The 20,024-nt window shown below is 37.8% G+C and carries 11 protein-coding genes; 8 read left to right on the top strand and 3 right to left on the bottom strand.

Features of this window, described 5'->3' with window-relative positions; genetic code table 11:
- The first annotated feature begins 261 nt into the window (after positions 1 to 261).
- The 4 genes from dnaE (at position 262) to ATE47_RS04375 (ending at position 12,306) form a co-directional block, all read left to right on the top strand.
- Positions 262 to 4,938, top strand: coding sequence for a DNA polymerase III subunit alpha (gene dnaE / locus ATE47_RS04360; RefSeq protein ID WP_062160808.1), 4,677 nt, complete (start codon positions 262 to 264; stop codon positions 4,936 to 4,938).
- A gap of 350 nt (positions 4,939 to 5,288) precedes the next feature.
- The gene (locus ATE47_RS04365; RefSeq protein WP_082632498.1) at positions 5,289 to 7,631 is read left to right on the top strand and encodes a T9SS type A sorting domain-containing protein; all 2,343 of its coding nucleotides are present in this window, start codon (positions 5,289 to 5,291) and stop codon (positions 7,629 to 7,631) included.
- 336 nt (positions 7,632 to 7,967) lie between these two features.
- Entirely contained in the window at positions 7,968 to 10,196 is a 2,229-nt protein-coding gene (locus tag ATE47_RS04370) for a GEVED domain-containing protein (RefSeq protein WP_082632499.1), read from the top strand.
- Between the two features lie 136 nt (positions 10,197 to 10,332).
- A complete protein-coding gene (locus tag ATE47_RS04375) occupies positions 10,333 to 12,306 on the top strand; it encodes a T9SS type A sorting domain-containing protein (protein WP_082632501.1) in 1,974 nt (657 codons plus the stop codon).
- 108 nt (positions 12,307 to 12,414) lie between these two features.
- On the opposite strand, the gene ATE47_RS19205 is transcribed toward ATE47_RS04375, so the two are convergent.
- Complete coding sequence (locus ATE47_RS19205) at positions 12,415 to 12,573, bottom strand: hypothetical protein (RefSeq protein ID WP_181898033.1); 159 nt, start codon at positions 12,571 to 12,573, stop codon at positions 12,415 to 12,417.
- Positions 12,574 to 12,616: 43 nt separating this feature from the next.
- The gene (locus ATE47_RS04380; RefSeq protein WP_062160812.1) at positions 12,617 to 13,444 is read right to left on the bottom strand and encodes an ion transporter; all 828 of its coding nucleotides are present in this window, start codon (positions 13,442 to 13,444) and stop codon (positions 12,617 to 12,619) included.
- 249 nt (positions 13,445 to 13,693) lie between these two features.
- Between ATE47_RS04380 and ATE47_RS04385 the strand changes: the two genes are divergently transcribed.
- The 3 genes from ATE47_RS04385 to ATE47_RS04395 all read left to right on the top strand — a co-directional run bounded on the left by ATE47_RS04385 (position 13,694) and on the right by ATE47_RS04395 (position 16,590).
- Entirely contained in the window at positions 13,694 to 14,542 is an 849-nt protein-coding gene (locus ATE47_RS04385; RefSeq protein ID WP_115981827.1) for a hypothetical protein, read from the top strand.
- Positions 14,543 to 14,712: 170 nt separating this feature from the next.
- On the top strand, positions 14,713 to 15,810 hold the full coding sequence (locus ATE47_RS04390) for a Nif3-like dinuclear metal center hexameric protein (protein WP_062160813.1): 1,098 nt from the start codon (positions 14,713 to 14,715) through the stop codon (positions 15,808 to 15,810).
- A 3-nt stretch (positions 15,811 to 15,813) separates the two neighbouring features.
- Positions 15,814 to 16,590 (top strand): zinc ribbon domain-containing protein, encoded by a 777-nt coding sequence (locus ATE47_RS04395; protein ID WP_062160814.1) that lies wholly within the window; start codon positions 15,814 to 15,816, stop codon positions 16,588 to 16,590.
- Positions 16,591 to 16,842: 252 nt separating this feature from the next.
- Here the strand turns inward: ATE47_RS04395 and ATE47_RS04400 are convergent, their stop codons facing one another.
- Positions 16,843 to 18,621 carry an AMP-dependent synthetase/ligase gene (locus ATE47_RS04400; protein WP_062160815.1) on the bottom strand — a complete coding sequence of 593 codons (1,779 nt, stop codon included), beginning with the start codon at positions 18,619 to 18,621 and terminating at the stop codon, positions 16,843 to 16,845.
- Between the two features lie 258 nt (positions 18,622 to 18,879).
- Here ATE47_RS04400 and ATE47_RS04405 point away from each other — a divergent pair, with 258 nt between their 5' ends.
- Positions 18,880 to 20,019 (top strand): acyl-CoA dehydrogenase, encoded by a 1,140-nt coding sequence (locus tag ATE47_RS04405; protein WP_062160816.1) that lies wholly within the window; start codon positions 18,880 to 18,882, stop codon positions 20,017 to 20,019.
- Positions 20,020 to 20,024: the final 5 nt, after the last annotated feature.

Raw genomic sequence — 20,024 nt, forward strand, 5'->3', positions numbered from 1 at the left:
TTTAATACTAATACTGACAAATATATATCTGTAAACAATTATTTGCGAATAATATAGGTTAAAAGTTTATTTTTTGTATCAATTAGCTAATATTGAAGTTTTACTATGAAAAATTTTTATTTTTATTATAAATTTGGTTTATAATTTTCTTATTTGTTGAATGGTATCAATAGACAGAATTGTTTAATTGCTATAAGATTGAATTCGAAAAAATGGAGTAACTTTACATTTTCTTTTTAAATTAAAAGCTAGAAAAATTACATGTATTTAGTTTTTGACACAGAAACCACAGGTTTACCAAAGAATTTCAACGCTCCGCTTTCAGATTCAGACAACTGGCCAAGAATGGTTCAGATTGCATGGCAACTGCATGACGACGACGGAACTTTAATTGAAAATCAGGATTATATTATAAAACCGGAAGGGTACGACATTCCCTTCAATGCCGCGAGAATTCACGGGATCACTACAAAAATCGCTAATGAAGAAGGACGAGATCTGCAGGAAGTTTTAGAAGAATTTGCAACAGTTTTAGAAAAAGTAAGAGTGGTTTCCGGACACAATGTTGAGTTTGATTACAACATTGTCGGAGCCGAGTTTTACCGGAAAAATATCAAAGACAGCCTTCAGGAAAAGCCGAGAGCGGATACCATGATTCTGGGTACAAATTACTGTCAGCTCGGAGGCGGAAAAAACGGAAGATACAAATCTCCGAAACTGGAAGAACTTTACGAAAAATTATACGGAAATAAGTTTGATGAAGCCCACAATGCTGCAGCGGACGTAAATGCAACCGCCCAGGTTTTCTTTGAAATGATGAGAATCGGAGTAATTCCGTCTGAAGTGTTGAAAATTTCAGAAGATCAACTTACTTATTTCAAAACGCTTTATCCGGACCCGATCAAGCCCTTCAATATTGTTATCAGAAGGCAGGTTGCGGATTTTCATAACAAGAAAAAGCAACAGGATTTTGGAAGTATTGACGAGATTGATCTTGGAAAGTATTTCAACTTCGACAATCACAGTGTATTTTCAACTTTATCGGCAACTTCCAGCATTAATGATTTAATTAAAAAAGCTTCGGATGATAATTTCCCAGCCGTCGGAATGGTGGATTTGGGGAATATGATGGGTGCTTTCAAATTCGTTTCTGCAGTGGAAGGAGCGAATGGTGACAGAGCTAAAAAGCATAAAGAATATTTAGCCAAAAAGCAGGAAGCAGAAGAGAAAGGAGAAGAGTTCAATGAAGAAGAACCTGTTTCCGAACCGTTGATTCCCGTTGTAGGATGTGAGTTTTATATTTCAGACCGTTACGAGCAAAAACAGTTTACCAAAGATGATCCGGACAGAAGAACGCAGGTTGTTTTGCTGGCCAAAGATTTTAACGGATATAAAAATTTAGCCAAACTTTCGAGTATTGGATTTTTAAAAGGATTCTATTTCGGAGTTCCGAGGATTAGCCGCGATCTTATTGCTCAATATAAAGAAGGCGTGATTGCTTTAACATCAGGAATTAATGGAGATATTCCCGATGCGATTTTAAATACCGGTGAACAAAAAGGGGAGGAGCTTTTCAGGTGGTGGAAAGAAACTTTTCAGGAGGATTTTTATGTTCAGATTCAAAATCACAAATTACCCGAAGAAGAGCATTTAAATGATGTTTTATTACATTTTGCCGATAAATATAACGTTAAAATTTTAGCTCAGAACGAAACTTATTACACCAATAAAGAAGATGCTAATATTCAGGATATTGTAAGCTGTATTAAAGATGGTGAAAAGCTATCGACTCCGGTTGGGAAAGGTTTTGGAAAGAGAAGAGGTCTTTCAACGGGAGAGTATTATATTAAAAATTCTGAGGAAATAAAAGAGGCTTTTCTAGCTTATCCGGATGCTTTTGAAGCGTACGAAGAGTTTTTTGCTAAATTTAAACCTTACACCTTAAAAAGAGACGTTCTCCTTCCGAAATTCGACATTCCGACGGAATTTATTCACGCTGAAGATGAGGTTGATGGTGGAAAGCGTGGTGAGATGGCGTATTTGACGTATTTAACGTATGAAGGAGCCAAAAAACGCTACGTAGAAACCGGAATTACCGATGAAATAAAGGAACGTCTTGATTTCGAGCTTGAAGTTATTGCCAATACAGGGTATCCCGGTTACTTTTTGATTGTACAGGATTTCTGTAACGAAGCCCGAAACATGGGAGTTTGGGTTGGTCCTGGAAGGGGTTCTGCTGCAGGTTCAGCAGTGGCTTACTGTATCGGAATTACCAATGTAGATCCTATTAAGTACGATCTCCTTTTTGAGAGATTCCTGAATCCGGAAAGGGTTTCCATGCCCGATATTGATATCGATTTTGACGATGAAGGACGGGATAGAGTTATCAAATGGGTTATCGATAAATACGGCCAAAATCAGGTGGCACAGATCATTACTTATTCGGTTCTGGGTGGAAAATCTGCCATTAAAGATGCCGGAAGGGTTCTTGATCTCCCGATTCCCGACACTAATAATATTGCAAAGCTTATTCCTTCCACACCCGGGATGAACATTGCAAAAGCTTTAACAAAATATGATAAATTAAGGCCGGAAGAGCAAATGCTTGTCGATGAGATGAGGTTTGTTCTCGATAGCCCGGGAGATCCGCGTCACGATGTTTTGGCGAGTGCCAGAAAAATGGAAGGTTGTATCAGAAATACAGGAATCCATGCTTGTGGAGTTATTATCACGCCGGAAGATGTGAGTAATCTGGTTCCGGTGACGATTGCCGCGAAAGATGCTGATATTTTGGTGTCTCAGTTTGATAACTCGGTGGCGGAAAGTGCGGGTCTTTTGAAGATGGACTTTCTGGGTCTCAGGACTTTAACGATTATTAAAGATGCTTTAAAATTAGTAAAAGCAAGACATGATGTTGATATCAACCCGGATGAGATTCCGCTTGATGATAACAAGACGTATCAGTTATTTAAAGAAGGAAGAACGGTAGGGATTTTCCAGTATGAAAGTCCCGGGATGCAAAAATACATGAGAGAGCTTAAGCCAACGGTTTTTGCCGATCTTATTGCCATGAATGCCTTGTACCGTCCGGGTCCGATAAAATATATTCCGAATTTTATTAACAGAAAACACGGAATTGAAGAAATTGTTTACGATTTACCGGAAACGGAAGAATATTTAAAGGAAACCTACGGAATTACCGTATACCAGGAGCAGGTAATGCTTTTATCCCAAAAATTGGCCAACTTTACAAAAGGTGAAGCCGATACGCTGAGAAAAGCGATGGGTAAAAAGCAGATCGATGTTCTGAATAAAATGTACCCAAAATTCATTGAAGGCGGAAGAAAAAATAATCTTAATGAAGAAAGATTAGAGAAAATCTGGAACGACTGGAAAGCGTTTGCAGAATATGCTTTCAATAAATCTCACTCAACCTGTTATGCGTTAATTGCCTATCAGACCGCATTTCTGAAGGCGAATTATCCGGCGGAATACATGGCAAGTGTGATGAGTAATAACATCAACAATACGGATTCCATCACCATGTTCATGGAGGATTGTAAGAGTATTGGTGTTGATGTTTTGGGTCCTGATGTGAATGAATCTCAATATAAATTCTCCGTAAACGAAAAAGGCCAGATCCGTTTTGGTTTGGGAGCGATTAAAGGAATCGGGGAAGGGCCGAGTGAAGCGATTACGAGGGAAAGAGCCAATGGCAGATTCAAAAATATTTATGACTTTTTTGAGAGGATTCCACCTTCTCAGATGAATAAAAGAGTAGCGGAAAGTTTAGTGTTGGCGGGGGCTTTTGATGAACTGGACAGTTTCCACAGAGGTCAGTATTTTGATATTGATATGGCGGGAAGAACCAATCTTGAAAGGTTGATCCGATACGGACAAAGCTTCCAGGAAAGCAAAAATGAGATGGAAAACTCCCTTTTTGCAGATTTTGCGGAGGAAGTTCAGATCGAGCAGCCAAAATTAGCACCTTGCCCGGAATGGCCGAACATGCATAAGCTTAATAAAGAGAAGGAAATCATCGGGTTCTATCTTTCTGCGCATCCGTTGGATGAATTTAAATTTCAGTTCCAGTTTATACAGGGTCAGCTTTCTAAAAAAGCAGTTTTGGAGAAGGAAGAAGAGGTGAAACTGGTGGTAGATGAAGCTCCGATTTTGGAGGCTGATGTTATTGAAGATGTTGCAGATCTTGTAGAAATAATTTCCGATGAATTGCTGACCGGCGAAGAAGAGATTATAGAAGAAGTCACGAAAAAAGCAGAGCCGAAAGGAGTTTTTCAGTTTTTAAATTTAGATGAAGTGGATGCTTATAAAGAGCAGGCTTTTGCCAATAAGCAGGAAGAATTATTTGAAGAAAAGAAAAAAGACTGGAAAACCATACAGAAAGAAAGAGAAAACGGCGGTGGCGGAAAAGAATATACCGTTGCAGGTTTGATCACTGAATATCGTGTTCAGGATGGCTTCAGAAGCGGAGAAAAGGTGGCTTTTGTGACGCTTGAAGACTATTCGGGATCATATTCTTTCAGGTTGGGTGACAGAGATTATATGAAATTGAAGGAGAAGCTTGAGGTTCAAAGATTTGTTATTTTTAAAATCAAATTTGCTCAGGTAAAGGATGGCCGGGTTTTCGTAAACGTAAATGACGTTATTGAGCTTCAGGAAGCATTTGAAAGGTTTGCGAAAAGTATTTCCTTAGTAATGGATGTGATGGATTTCAGGCCTGAGGACCTTACTTTTTTCAGGAATGTTCTGGAGAAAAACCAGGGAAATCAGAAGTTGAAGTTTTATATAAAAAATATTGCTGATGATTCCAGGGTTGAACATCTGGAGGTACAGTCGATGAAGCATTCTGTGAATCTGAATGGAGATCTGATTAAAGAAATTCAGTTGCTTAACAAATATGAGTTTTATTTGAATTAAGAAAATTTTTCGCTTAAATAGAATATAAAAGTGGCTTATTTTAAGTCACTTTTTATTTTGAATAAATTTAAATTATAATAAACTTAAAAATTGTTAATAAGTTTTTGCGAGAATTTTAAAGGGAGAAAAATGTGGTAGGTAAAAGTGGAGTTATTTTGTAATGCATTGACTTTTAATTGTTTAAAAATTGTCAAATATTTGTGATTTATATAAATAAATTTAATTTGTTGCTTTTAATTATTAATCAAACGTTTATTTTGTTGATATATTATTAGTTAAATTAACGTTTTTGTATATTTTATTTAATAATTTTTATAAATTTACCACGTGAAATTCAATATTCCTTATTTATGAAAAAACTAAATTTACTCTTTTTATTTTTGACATGTATGTTGGCTTGTCAATTGTATCAGGGACAGGCTTATCCGGTGGCAACGTGCTCATCGAATGTAGACAACATGACCTACTCAGTGATGAGAAGCAATACAATAGCAAATGAAAAACAAAGAATGGCTTTCATTATTCCTGCTTCTCAATTAAGTGATATCGCAAATGGCACGATCACTTCAACCTATTTTAAAAGAGCAACAGCTTCAGGTAGTTTAAATGCAGATACTACTTTTAAAATTTATTTAAAAAATACTTCTGCTACGGATTTTGGTTCTACCGCACCGGACTGGGCTACGGAAATAGGATCTGCAACTTTGGTGTATGACTCCAATCCTCAGACTGCGGTAGGAAGTACCTCTGGCTTTAAGCAGTTCCAGCATGCTACGAATTTTGTGTATACGGCAGGAAGCAATCTGGCTGTTTATACAGAGTATGTTCAGACTACGGCTCAGGCATCTTCCATTTTCTGGCAGTATGAATATAGCGGCCCTTGTATAAATTCTTCTAATAGCAATACGACAAAATATTTAGGTACAACAGGTACTTTCGGGGCTACGCTTACTTCTTCAAATTACAGAAGACCGGTGATTGGATTTGATGCAACTGTACCACCGCCAACAACGCCGCCTTCGTGTACAACGATTTCAGCGCCGGCGAATGCTGCGACAGGAGTTTCTTTGACACCAACAATTACTTGGGCTGCAACACCTATTACCTCAAGCTATGTCATCAATATGGGGACAACACCAGGTGGAACTAATATCCTGAACGGTGTGGATGTGGGAAATGTAACTTCTTATGCAATTCCTGCCGCGACACCTCTTACTTATTCCACGCAATATTATGTAACGGTAACTCCTAAAAATGTTGTCGGAATGGCAACAGGCTGTACGGAAAATACATTTACGACATTATCAATGCCTTGTCCTAGTGTAAGTTCACCAAGTGCATCGGCTACAGGAGTTTCTACAATTCCTACAATTGTCTGGGGTGCTGTTACGGGAGCTACGGGATACAAATTGACGGTAGGTACTACTTCGGGAGGTACAGATTTGCTAAATAATGTTGATTTGGGTAATGTTACTTCTTACGCATTCTCTGCACCTTTAAATATTTCTACAACTTATTATTATAAAGTTACAGCTTATAACGCTTCTACAAACTCAACAGGATGTACGGTAAGATCATTTACGACGACTTCTGTGCCTCCTCCTGCGAATGACAACTGTGCGGGAGCTGTGACACTGACAGTTAATCCTGATTTAGCGTGCGGAGTTACAACTTCTGCTAATACTTTAGGAGCTTCTTTATCAATGGCTGCGACACCTTGTAACGGAAACCCTGATGATGATGTTTGGTTCAAATTTGTGGCGACAAACACTGCACATACAGTGACATTATCAAATATTGTTTCTACGGGATCAACTACTGCTTCAGATATGTATTTTCAGGTATTGAGCGGAGCATGTGGTTCTCAGACGAGCTTATTGTGTTCAGATCCAAACACAAATATTGTAGGAGGACTGACACCTGGAGAAACTTATTATGTAAGAGTTTACACATATTCCGGTGCGGGATATAATACAAGCTTTAATATCTGTATCGGAACTCCACCACCGCCACCTGTAAATGACTCTTGTTCAGGAGCTATACCTTTGACGGTTGGAGGAGCATTTGCTACCAATGCAATTACTACAACTAACGTAGGAGCTGTAACGGATGGAACAACTTCTTGTCAGACAAACAGAGGAGACAACGTTTGGTATTCTGTAGTGGTGCCGGCAAGTGGAAGTATTACTATTGAAACACAGGGGGTTACGGGTTCTGGATTACTGGATACAATACTTTCCGTTCACTCAGGAACTTGTGGTTCGCTTACAAGTATTGCTTGTGATGATGACAATGGAGTAGGTAATTACTCTTTGGTTACCCTTACGGGTCAGACTCCGGGTACTACCTTATATGTAAGTGTATGGAGATATACGGGAAGTGCAGGAGGAACCAGCACAACAGGACAGTTTATGGTATCTGCTTATGATGCTTCTCTTTTAGCGACAAACGAAGTGAATAACTCTAAAAATGCTATCAAGGCATATCCAAATCCATTCTCAGATGTATTGAACATTTCAGATGTGGCTGATGTGAAAAATATTTTGGTAACTGATATTTCAGGAAGATTGGTGAAAACTATTTCAAATCCTGCTTCGGCTCTTCATTTGGGAGATTTAAAACAAGGAATGTATCTTGTGACTTTAGAAATGAAAGATGGTTCTAAACAAACGATAAAAACAATTAAAAAGTAATTTTTTAATATTTGATGTAATAATAGCGGCTGATTTTTCAGTCGCTATTTTTTTTGTAATATTTTCTACTAAAAAGGATATTTATTGATTATTTTTTTATGTTAAACTGAATAAAACCAATTTATAAGATGTTTTTATATAATCTTTAATTAGTTGATAATTAAATACTTAATTACGATAATTGAATTATTATTTATGTATAAAAATTAAATATTTGTTTAATTTTAAGAAATTAATTGTTGTTAAAGTTTAGTTACTATTAATTATTTATGAATTTTTAACATTTTTGATTGAAATTATTTATACATTTATCACCCTAATTTTATTTAACTAAGCATGAAAAAATTTCTACTCGCGTGCATGGTAGCTCTCGGAATGGGAGCATCAGCACAAATATCCTACACCTACGGTTGGGATACTACAGGCATGGGATCTTGGACAACAAGTGGTTCGGGTTCTTTCAGCAACTCTGCGACTACACCATGTAACGGTGCCGGAAGTGCAAGAGCCAATAATTATTATGCAGGATCTTCCTATCTGGTTTCACCGGCACTTACGGGAACCAACGGCGGAGATCTTACGGTTGGCTTTTCATATAAAGTAACTCAGTTTTCCAGTAATACTACAGGCGCTACTTCGGCGGATTTCGGATTGATTAATTTACAATGGTCAACTTCCAGTTCAGGTCCTTGGACTACTGCGTATACTATTGACAGTAATTCACATGTTGTTTCGGCATCTTGTGCTACAAAATCGGCTGTAATTTCAGGAGTGCCTTCTTCGGGAGATGTTTATTTGAGATTTGAAGCTAAATCAGCATTAAGCACTTCGGACAATTATGTTTATTTTGATGATGTAACGGTTTCTCAGGGTGCGGCTCCAACTTGTCTGCCTCCAACAAACCCTGTTGCATCTAATATTACTTTGACAACGGCTGATGTTTCATGGACGGCCCCGACTTCGGTACCGGGTTCAGGATATGAATATTACCTGTCAACTTCAAGTACCAACCCTACGGCTGCGACTCCTGCAACAGGAACGTCAGCTTCAACAACTAAAAGCCTTGGAAGCTTAGCTCAGAATACGGTTTATTATATTTGGGTAAGATCCGTTTGTACTACTGTTGACAAAAGCGCATGGTCACAGGCCGGATCTTTTGTTACGGGATATTGTGTGCCTACCGGGGGAAGCAGTTCTACTTCCTATTATTTGAAGACAATCAGCACGACGGGGGCTTTGTCTAATTTAATGTATACCGCAAATTCATATTCGGCTTATGTAAATAATTCTTCTACAATATTGTCAAGTTTTCCGGGAGGATCTTTCAATTATTCTTTGGCAAATTCTACAAGCTCAACATGCTATTTCTATATCTGGGTAGACTGGAATAACGATCTTGATTTTAATGATGCAGGAGAAGAAGTATTGGCAACAACTACGTATGCGGCAACTAACACAGGAACGATGACTATTCCTGCCGGTCAGGCTCTGGGTTCTTACAGAGTAAGGGTAGGGGAATCGGAATCAGGTGCGGTGACGAACTGCGGTCCTGCTCCTTATGGCAATTATGTGGATTTCACACTTAATGTTGTGGCTCCTCCTTCATGTGTTGCACCTACTGCAGTTACTGTATCAAATGCTACTACAACGCAGGCGGAAGCTTCATGGATGGCTCCGGCAACCGTTCCTGCAAATGGTTACGAGCTTTACTACAGTACAAGTGCTACTGCACCAACAGCTACAACAACACCTAGCTATACCAATATTACCGGGACTTCAAAAGTAATGACAGCTCTTGCGCCTTCTACTTCATATTATGTGTGGGTGAGATCAAAATGCAGTGGTACGGATCAAAGTGCTTGGGCGGGACCGTATCTATTCTCGACGGCCGTTACAAATGATAACTGTAGCACGCCTGTTGCTTTAACGGTAGGATCTACTTTTGATTCTAATGCGATTACAGGAACAAACAGCGGTTCAACAACGGATGAAACTCCATTGTCTTGCCAGACAAATGCTAATAATAACGTTTGGTATTCTGTAGTAGTGCCTGCATCAGGTAATCTTACAATTGAGACGAAAGGGGTTGCAGGTTCAGGATATTCGGATTCGGTGATCAATGCATTTACAGGATCTTGTGGTGCTCTTACAGGAGCAGGATGTGATGACGACAACGGGGATGCAAACTTCTCAAAACTTGTTTTAACAGGCTTGACTCCGGGATCAACATTATTGATCAGTGTATGGAGATGGAGCAACAGCTCTGTGGTAGACGGTCAGTTCCAGGTTTCAGCTTATGATGCTTCTATTCTGGCTACAAATGAGGTGAAGGATTCTAAAAATAATATTAAAGTATATCCAAACCCATTCTCAGATATATTAAATATTTCTGATGCTGCTAATGTGAAGAATGTTTTAGTAACAGATTTCTCAGGAAGAATGGTAAAAACTATTCCGAATCCGGGATCTGCGCTTCAGTTAGGCGAATTAAAACAAGGAATGTACCTGGTAACTTTAGAGATGAAAGACGGTTCCAGACAAACGATAAAAACAATTAAAAAATAAGTTTTAATACATACTATAAATGATTATAGCGGCTAATTTTTCAGTCGCTATTTTTTTATAAAAAAGTGGAATTATTAATGCCAAAATCGAAACTTTATTGTTAATTTAGCATTCAATCAACAAAATATATTAGTTTATGACAAGATTTCTACTATCATGCTTATTATTTTTAAGTATGACCCTTTCTGCCCAAATAGAATTGGGCACAGGAAGCACTGAAGTTGGAGAGGCTCCAATCAGTACCTATTATGGTTATTCGTACGTTCAGCAGATTTTCACAAAACAGGAAGTCAATGCGAATGCAGCTGGTAACATTACCGGGCTCAAGTTTTATTTAGACCCCACTCTGTCTATTGCAAACTCTTCAGAATGGGTGGTCTATTTGGGACATACAACAAAAACATCATTCACATCAGACACAGACTGGATCCCTTTATCAGAGCTTACACAGGTGTTTTCAGGAACTGTAACTAATGCAAATGGAGTGGTGGAGATTACTTTTGCAACGCCTTTTGCGTATAACAACACTTCCAATCTGGTAATTGCGGCAGAAGAAAATTCTGCAGGATATGATGACAACTTGTATGATGAGGCAATGTATGTTTATCCTGGTGCTCAGAATTCTACGCTTTACTATAAAAATGACTACACGAATCCGGATCCTGCTTCCCCACCTTCTTCAGATGGAAATCTGGTCAACTTTAAATCGGTGGTTTCTATATTAGGATTGGCTCCTAACCCGATTCCTGCATGTCCGCTGATTACGTATCCTGCAAACAACGCTACTTTTGTTCCACTATCACCTACAATTACATGGAATAATTCTTCAGGTGCTACCAGCTATAAAGTTTCCATTGGTACTACTCCTGGCGGAACGGATGTTGCCAATCAGGTTTCTGTTGCTACCAACAGCTATACACCGACAACACCTTTTACTCCGAATACATTACTTTATTTGAAAATAACAGCAGTAGGAACAGGAGGTGAGTCTTCAGGCTGTACGGAGCTAATGTTTACATCAGCACCGCCACCACCTGCAAATGACGAATGTGCCACAGCGACTACCTTAACGGTAAACCCGGACTTAAACTGTACAACGGTAACTTCGGGTTACACAATTGGCGCTACAGATTCAGGAACAGTTCCTGATCCTTGTTACGGAACGCCTGATGATGATATTTGGTATAAATTCGTGGCAACGGCTACTACTCATAAAATTTCTCTTCTGAATATTCAGTCTGTAGGAACGAATCCTGATGACACGGATACTTACTTCCAGGTTTTCAGCGGAGGATGTGGAGCTTTATCAAGCATCTTCTGTTCAGATCCTCCTTCAGGATTGGTGACAGGCCTTACGGTAGGTGAAACATATTGGGTAAGAGTTTACAGCTATTCTGACACAGGAAGTAACCAAAGTTTTGATATCTGTATCGGAACATTGCCGGCGCCACCTGCAAATGACGAGTGTTTCGGTGCTTTGGCTGCTACTACTTTCCCTTATACTTATGCACAAAACGATGGAGGAGGTGCTACCAACAACGCCGGAATGATAACTGCATGCAGCAACGAAATGAATGACGGAACATGGTTCACATTCGTTGGTGATGGTGATACTTTCAATATCACGGTTACAACGCCTGCAGGTAGTGATTTTGACTCTCAGATCGGGGTTTACAGTGGAAGCTGCAATGGTTTATCTTGTGAAGACACAGTGGATGACACGGGACAAGGACAAGCTGAAACTGTTTCTATCCCTACGCTTTCAGGAAATACTTATTATGTGAATGTAGGACACTACAGCGGATGGTCAGACGAACTGGAAGGAACATTTAGCATTAATATTACAAAAGGTGTTTTAGCAACTTCTGATGTACAGGCAACTAAAAATACAATTAAACTTTATCCAAACCCATTCACTGATGTATTGAATATTTCAGACGCAGCGAATGTGAAATCAGTAGCAATTTCTGATATCTCAGGAAGATTGATGAAAGTAATTGATAACCCTGGATCAGAGCTTCGTTTGGGAGAACTAAAACAAGGAATGTATTTAGTAACGCTTATGATGAAAGACGGTTCTAAGCAGACAATTAAAACCATTAAAAAATAATTGAATTCAACATTGAATTATTTTAAAAAGTTTAAAAATTAAATAAAAGAAGACGGCTGAATTGGCCGTCTTTTTTTTGAACACTAAAGCTGTGTTTTTATTTTAAAATTATTTATCCTGAACAGGCTGAAGGTCACCGGTATTAAGGCTTGAGAAAACTCCAGGGAAAAAGGTTACCAGAATAAAATAAATGATCACCATTAATACAATTAAAGAGAAGAGTATAACTACTAAAGTGCTAGGTTTGTTTTTCTTTCTTGGTTCCATGATTTTGCGGTATTTAGTTAATAGATTAAATTGATATTTGATATTAAGCTAATTTCTTGCCACACTGTTTGCAATAACGTGCATCATCATCAATATCTTCATTTCCGCATCTGTCACAGATCTTTTCCAGGTTTTGTCTTTTGTTTCTCATTTCGGCCGTTACAATTCCCGTCGGGACCGCAATAATCGAATAACCGGCCAGCATTAGAATCACCGCAAAGAACTTCCCCATTGGAGTTATAGGAGAAACATCACCGTACCCAACGGTAGTTACCGTAACAACCGCCCAGTAAATCGCCTGAGGGATTGTTTCAAATCCCGGTCGGCCGCCCTCCACCATAAACATCAGAGAACCGACAATCACTGAAAAGATAATCAGAAATAAAAGGAAAATATAAATTTTTCTTGAACTGTTCTTCAAAGCCCGTACAATGACGAAACCGTCGTTCATAAAATCCATAAGGTTGAAAACCCTGAAAACTCTCAGCATTCTCAGCATCCTGAAAATCAGGAAATATTTCGTAACCGGAAAAATTAAGCTTAGATAAAAAGGAACCAGCGCCAAAAAATCAATAATCCCGAAAAAACTGAAAATATAATTTTTTTTATTTTTCACAACCGCGATCCGGGACCAATATTCAGCCGTAAAGACAACGGATATGATCCACTCCATGATAATGAAAGTATAATGGAACTTTTTGTCCAGCTTCGGTACACTTTCCATCAGAATAATGAAGGTGCTGAGGAGAATTAAAGAAAGCAGGATGATATCAAACAGCTTTCCGAGCTTTGTATCGGAGCGATAAATTATTCTATAAAGGTGTCTTTTCCACAGCGCATCTTCGGGAACAAGGTTGTGTTCTCTTTCCATTCGGGTTTTATTTATTTCACATCTAAGTTAATAATTTTAATGAATTAGTGATATAATTATTGTGGTAGGTATATTCTATAAATGTTAAAGGTTTTTTAATTCATTTATAGTGGAGTTATTACAGTTTAAAGTAATGGTTTTCAGTGACTTAATTAATGTAAATTTACGAATAAAAAAAGACATATAAAAATATTTTTTTTAACATATTTTAACTTAAAGACTGTACTTTTATTCTACAAAACTAACATCATGATAAAATTTTTTACATTAACGATCCCGATTTTCGTGTGCAGTCTTTTGTCAGCTCAAGTTGGGATCAACACTACCACTCCGAACGGAGCATCAGTATTGGATATCAATTCAAATCAGAAAGGGATTTTAATCCCGCGTCTCACAGATGCAGACAGAAATACTAATTTAGCAGATAATGACCCGCTTACAGTCCCTCCTGCAGGTGTTGTCAACCCAAGTCTTACCAATGGTACACTTATCTTCAATACCACTTCCAATACCTTCCAGTATTGGGATGGCTCTATCTGGAGACAGCTTTTTGTTACCACATCTTCTCAGGCAGGCAACGATGGCGTTGTCAAAGTGAATTCTGGAAACGCAAATGTAAAGCCTTCTCTTAACTTAGCAGCCTCAGGAAGCGGCTATGGACCTCGGCAACAGGTTGTATACACTGCGCCGCTGGTTTTCGCAGCGAGCCCTACGACAAGCTGGCCCGAAACTACAATTCCTTTTCCGGGGCTGACCGCCAATATCTATACTTTGGCTACGGGAAAATGGAGAGAGAACGATATTTTAGGACAAGTGCATGTTTGGAGGCTTATTGCCAATGTTACTCCTGGTAACAATTCTTCCGGCTCGATTAAGGCTACTTTCAGAAACCCTGATTCAAATTTTGAGATTACTTCAATTCAGTTTGTACCAAGTGGTTCCAGCGGAGTCGGAAACCTGCTTACTTTTTACTTCTATACCATTGCAGATGCAGCAAGTCTTGATCCGGGAAGAGGATATCAGCTTTTTCTGGAATCAGATTCCAGCTGTAATGTTTTAATAGATTCTTTTACCAGAGTCTCTCTGTTTAAAGATTAATATTCTCAACTTAGTTTTTTTTTATGACAATGAGCCTGAAAACGGCTCATTTTTTATATCTAATCCATTCTATTCTCAATCATCTAACCTCCATCTTCGATCTTCCAGCTTCCTTCCTTCTCAACCTCAATAAAAATTAATATCTTCGCTAAAACTACAAATATTATTTAATGAAGCTTAGAACTGTTATTTCAAAGATTGAAGAAAGAATACAAATACATCAGGCAGAAGATTTTGACAATGTAGGATTGCTGTGCGGATCATGGGATCGTGATGTGAGCGGTATTTTGGTTTGTCACGATGCGTTGGAAAATGTAGTGGATGAAGCCATTCAAAAAAACTGTAATTTGATAGTATGTTTTCACCCGATTATTTTTTCAGGGTTAAAATCTTTAACAGGGAAAAACTATGTTGAAAGGGCAGTTTTAAAAGCAATCGAAAACAAAATCGCAATTTATGCCATTCACACTGCTTTTGATAATGATTTCTTTGGGGTAAACTGGGGAATCTGTAATCAATTGGGATTGAAAAATGTAAAGATTCTTCAGCCTAAAAAAAATAATCTAAAGCAATTAACGGTTTTCGTTCCAAAAGATCATTCCGAAAAAGTAAGGGAGGCACTTTTCTCAGCCGGAGCCGGAAACATCGGTTTTTACGACGAATGCAGCTTTACTATCAATGGAAACGGGACTTTCCGCCCGATAGAAGGCTCAAATCCTTTTTCAGGTCAGCAAAATATTCGTGAAAACGCTGATGAGGACATGATTTCCGTAATTTTTGAAGATTATAAACAAGGTCAGATTGTTTCGGCGATGAAAAATGCGCATCCTTATGAAGAAGTTGCCCATCAGATTTACAGTCTGGATAATTCCAATCAATATTCTGGGCTGGGAATGTACGGCGATTTTGAAGAGCCGATGGAGGAGAAGTATTTCCTTAAATTTGTGAAAGAAAAATTCAATCTCGAAGTAATCAGGCATTCTGATTTTAATAATAAAAAAATTAAAAGAGTAGGGGTTTTAGGTGGTTCCGGAGCCAGTGGAATACGGTCTGCCATTTCCAGGAAATGTGATGCGTATCTTACCGGAGATGTGAAATACCACGATTTTTTCCTTGCTGAAGCAAAAATGCTGATCTGTGATATAGGGCATTTTGAGTCAGAACAATTTGTGACTCAACAATTATTTGAAATATTATCACAAAAATTTAGTACATTTGCAATCTCAAAATCTATTGAGAAAACAAACCCGGTAAATTATTTCATTTAAAATATGGCAAAAACCAACGATATTTCAGTTGAAGAGAAGTTAAGAGCTTTATACGATTTGCAGATCATTGATTCTAGATTGGACGAAATCCGAAATACAAGAGGAGAGTTGCCAATCGAAGTAGAGGATCTTGAGATTGAAATCGAAGGTCTTGAAAAAAGAGCTGAAAAGTTTCATGCAGATATCAAAGATCAGGATGATCAGATCAAAACAAAGCATGAGGTAATCAACCACGCAAAAGCTTTAATTGAAAAATACAAATCTCAACAAGATAATGTAAGAAACAATAAAGAATTTGAGGCGTTGAGTAAAGAGATTGAATATCAAGAACTTGAGATTCAATTAGCTGAAAAAAGAATTAAAGAATTCGGTGCTAAAATCGGACACAAAAACGAAACTTTAAGCGAGTTGAACACAAAAATCGATGAGCTTAAAAATCACCTGAAATTCAAAAAAGAAGAATTGGACGGTCTGATTTCTGAAACTCAGAAAGAAGAAGAATATTTAATTGAGCAATCTAAAGTATATGCAGCTAAAATCGACGAGAGATTAATAGCTTCTTACAACAGGATCAGAACAAACTCTCCAAACGGTCTTGCAGTAGTAGGATTGGAAAGAGGTGCTCCAAAAGGATCATTCTTCACAATTCCGCCACAAAAACAAATGGAAATCGCTCAGAGAAAGAAAATCATTATTGATGAGCATTCAGGAAAAATCCTTGTTGACGATGAGTTGGTAATGGAAGAAAACGAAAGAATGAAATCTGTGATTAAATTTTAATTTAATTACCGTTTTTTAAAAATATAAGCTGTTTCTATTGAAGCAGCTTTTTTTATGCACTTTTTATTAAGTTATGGCGATATGTTTGTCATCCTGAAAGGATATCAATAACGCAATTTAACATCATAATTTAGATCCTTTTAAGATGACAAAGTACCGTTTTTAGTTTGTGTAATTAATCAAGAGAATTAGCATGCAAGTAATCAATCTTTAAAAATAAAAAAACCGCTCCAAAATTGAAGCGGCTCTATTTTATCCCTGATGATCATACATCTTGTTGTAAAGATCAATGAATTTCTCTTTAATTGCTTTTCTTTTAAGCTTCAAAGTAGGTGTTAAAAGTCCTGCTTCAATACTCCAGATTTCAGGGGTCAATTCAATTTTTTTGATTTGCTCCCAGTGTCCGAGATGTTCATTGATATCGTCAATTTCCTTTTTGATTCTTTCCTTTAATTCCTGGCTTTTTGCGATTTCCTGTGGCGTTGAGCCGATGCTTAAATTATTTCTCATGGCCCAGCTTTTTGCAAATTCAAAATCAGGCTGTACCAATGCAGTTGGCATTTTTTCTCCATCGCCTACTACCATGATCTGCTCAATAAACTTTGAAGCTTTAGCTAAATTTTCAATTGTCTGGGGAGCAATATATTTTCCTCCGGATGTTTTGAACATTTCCTTTTTACGGTCTGTGATCTGTAAAAATCCCTCTGAATCAACATGTCCGATGTCTCCGGTTTTAAAGTAGCCGTCTTCTGTAAATGTTTCATTGGTCATTTCCTCATTTTTAAAATAACCTTTAAAAACGGATGGTCCTTTTACTGTTATTTCGCCATCTTCCTGAATTTTCACATCCAGATTATCTAATGGCAAGCCAACGGTCCCGATTTTTATCTTCTCAAAGCTGTTTACTGAAATTACGGGTGAAGTTTCTGTCAGTCCATATCCCTCAAGAATAGGGATTCCGGCATTTTGAAACATTAAATTTAATCTTGTAGACAAAGCTGCAGATCCGGAAACCAATGTAATGATTTCGCCTCCCAAACCTTCTCTCCATTTTTTAAACACCAGTTTATCAGCAATGATCTCCTGCAATCCTGAAGGCTTTGAAACGGTTTTCTTTTTAGAAATTAAATCTAATGCCCAGAAGAATATTTTCTGTTTTAAACCTCCTGCAGATGAGCCTGTTGCATAAATTTTATCATAAACCTTTTCCACAAGCCTTGGAACGACACTCATGTAATGTGGTTTCACCTCTTTCACATTTTCACCCATTTTTTCAATACTTTCAGCGAAGTAAATCGAAAAACCGTTGTATTGGAAAAGATAAAATAGCATTCTTTCGAAAATATGGCAGATCGGAAGGAAGCTCAATACTCTGGTATCCTTATAATCAAGACTTTTTTTCTTCGGAATTCTCGGCATTGAGCCTAATACATTGGAAACAATATTGTGATGGGTCAGCATGACGCCCTTCGGTTTTCCTGTAGTTCCTGAAGTATAGATAATGGTCGCCAGATCTTCAGGATTAATGGTATTGGCTAGATCTTCCACTTCGATTTGGGTAGAATCATCCTCTCCGAGATCAAGGATTTCTTTCCAGTTGGCGGCTCCGGTAATCTGTTCAAAGGTAAATATGCCCTGTAATGACGGGATATTGTGCTTTACTTTCATCACTTTGCTTAGAAGATCCTTATCGGACACAAAGCAGTATTTGATTTCGGCATTATTAAAGATAAATTCATAATCTTCCGCAGAAATACTTGGATAAACAGGTACGGAAACTACCCCGATCTGTGAAAGCCCAAGATCCATAATTGCCCATTCTGTACGGGAGTTTGTGGTAATTAAAGCGATTTTATCTCCAGGTTTTATACCTAGTTTTAAAAGTCCTCTTGATATTTTATTTCCTTCATTAATAAACTCCTGCGTCGAAGTTTTTTTCCATTCGCCATGATATTTGGTAACAAACATATCCGCCTTGGGATAATTTTCTAAAGCATAATGAGGTATATCGAATAATCTTTTGATTGTCATGATTTTTTTAAGTATAGTTAAAGGAATTTTAAATATAAGAATTTTTTTGATTAGAAGTTAGTAGGAAATCACATTTTCACCCGGATAATTAGAAAAAAGATAATACAAAGGCGTTGATATGGAGATTTGAATATAATTATTATTCATTAAAATTTATTTTAATCTGCTAATTTTTAATTACTAAGTTCTAACTTCCAATTCTATTTCCAGATTTGCTCAAAAAGTGTAAATTAGCGACCATCTAATTATTCAATTTTTATGGACTTTAATTTATCAGAAGAACAGCTGATGATTCAGCAGGCGGCAAGGGATTTTGCGCAGAACGAATTATTACCGGAAGTAATCGAGAGGGACCGCGACCAGAAGTTTCCTGCAGAACAGGTAAAGAAAATGGGTGAAATGGGACTTTTGGGAATGATGGTAGATCCTAAATACGGTGGCGCAGGAATGGACAGCGTTTCTTATGTTTTGGCGATGGAGGAGATTGCAAAAATTGATGCTTCTGCAGCTGTTGTAATGTCTGTAAACAATTCATTGGTATGTGCAGGACTTGAAAAATTCGCTTCTGAAGAGCAAAAGGTGAAATACCTTACTCCTCTTGCAAGCGGACAGGTAATCGGGGCTTTTGCCTTGTCTGAGCCTGAAGCCGGATCTGATGCTACATCCCAGAAAACTACTGCGGAAGACAAAGGAGATTATTACCTTTTGAATGGTATCAAAAACTGGATCACAAACGGTGGAACAGCGTCTTACTATATCGTCATTGCACAAACGGATCCTGAGAAAAAACATAAAGGAATCAACGCATTCATCGTTGAAAGAGGATGGGAAGGTTTTGAAATCGGCCCAAAAGAAGATAAGTTGGGAATCAGAGGAAGTGATACGCATTCTTTGATCTTCAACAACGTAAAAGTACCGAAGGAAAACAGAATCGGGGAAGATGGTTTCGGATTCAATTTTGCGATGGCTGTACTGAACGGAGGAAGAATCGGTATTGCTTCTCAGGCCTTAGGTATCGCTTCAGGAGCTTATGAATTGGCTTTAAAATATGCTAAAACAAGAAAAGCTTTCAAAACTGAAATTATCAATCACCAGGCTATTGCTTTCAAATTAGCCGATATGGCAACTCAAATTATGGCTGCAAGAATGCTTTGCTACAAAGCGGCTGTAGAAAAAGACGCCGGAAAAGATATTTCCGAAATTGGGGCTATGGCAAAGTTATATTCTTCTCAAGTGGCGATGGATACAACGATTGAAGCAGTACAGATCCACGGTGGATACGGATATGTAAAAGAATATCACGTAGAAAGAATGATGAGGGATGCGAAAATCACCCAAATCTATGAAGGAACTTCTGAAATCCAGAAAATTGTGATTTCCAGAAGTATTTCAAAATAAGCTAA

Origin of the sequence: Chryseobacterium sp. IHB B 17019, assembly GCF_001456155.1 — a bacterium.
In the GTDB taxonomy this organism is placed as follows: Bacteria; Bacteroidota; Bacteroidia; order Flavobacteriales; family Weeksellaceae; genus Chryseobacterium.

Bases quoted from the DNA above. Each gene is read 5' to 3' on its own strand.
- dnaE (WP_062160808.1), top strand. From the start codon at position 262: ATGTATTTAGTTTTTGACACAGAAACCACAGGTTTACCAAAGAATTTC.
- ATE47_RS04365 (WP_082632498.1), top strand. From the start codon at position 5,289: ATGAAAAAACTAAATTTACTCTTTTTATTTTTGACATGTATGTTGGCT.
- ATE47_RS04370 (WP_082632499.1), top strand. From the start codon at position 7,968: ATGAAAAAATTTCTACTCGCGTGCATGGTAGCTCTCGGAATGGGAGCA.
- ATE47_RS04375 (WP_082632501.1), top strand. From the start codon at position 10,333: ATGACAAGATTTCTACTATCATGCTTATTATTTTTAAGTATGACCCTT.
- ATE47_RS19205 (WP_181898033.1), bottom strand. From the start codon at position 12,573: ATGGAACCAAGAAAGAAAAACAAACCTAGCACTTTAGTAGTTATACTC.
- ATE47_RS04380 (WP_062160812.1), bottom strand. From the start codon at position 13,444: ATGGAAAGAGAACACAACCTTGTTCCCGAAGATGCGCTGTGGAAAAGA.
- ATE47_RS04385 (WP_115981827.1), top strand. From the start codon at position 13,694: ATGATAAAATTTTTTACATTAACGATCCCGATTTTCGTGTGCAGTCTT.
- ATE47_RS04390 (WP_062160813.1), top strand. From the start codon at position 14,713: ATGAAGCTTAGAACTGTTATTTCAAAGATTGAAGAAAGAATACAAATA.
- ATE47_RS04395 (WP_062160814.1), top strand. From the start codon at position 15,814: ATGGCAAAAACCAACGATATTTCAGTTGAAGAGAAGTTAAGAGCTTTA.
- ATE47_RS04400 (WP_062160815.1), bottom strand. From the start codon at position 18,621: ATGACAATCAAAAGATTATTCGATATACCTCATTATGCTTTAGAAAAT.
- ATE47_RS04405 (WP_062160816.1), top strand. From the start codon at position 18,880: ATGGACTTTAATTTATCAGAAGAACAGCTGATGATTCAGCAGGCGGCA.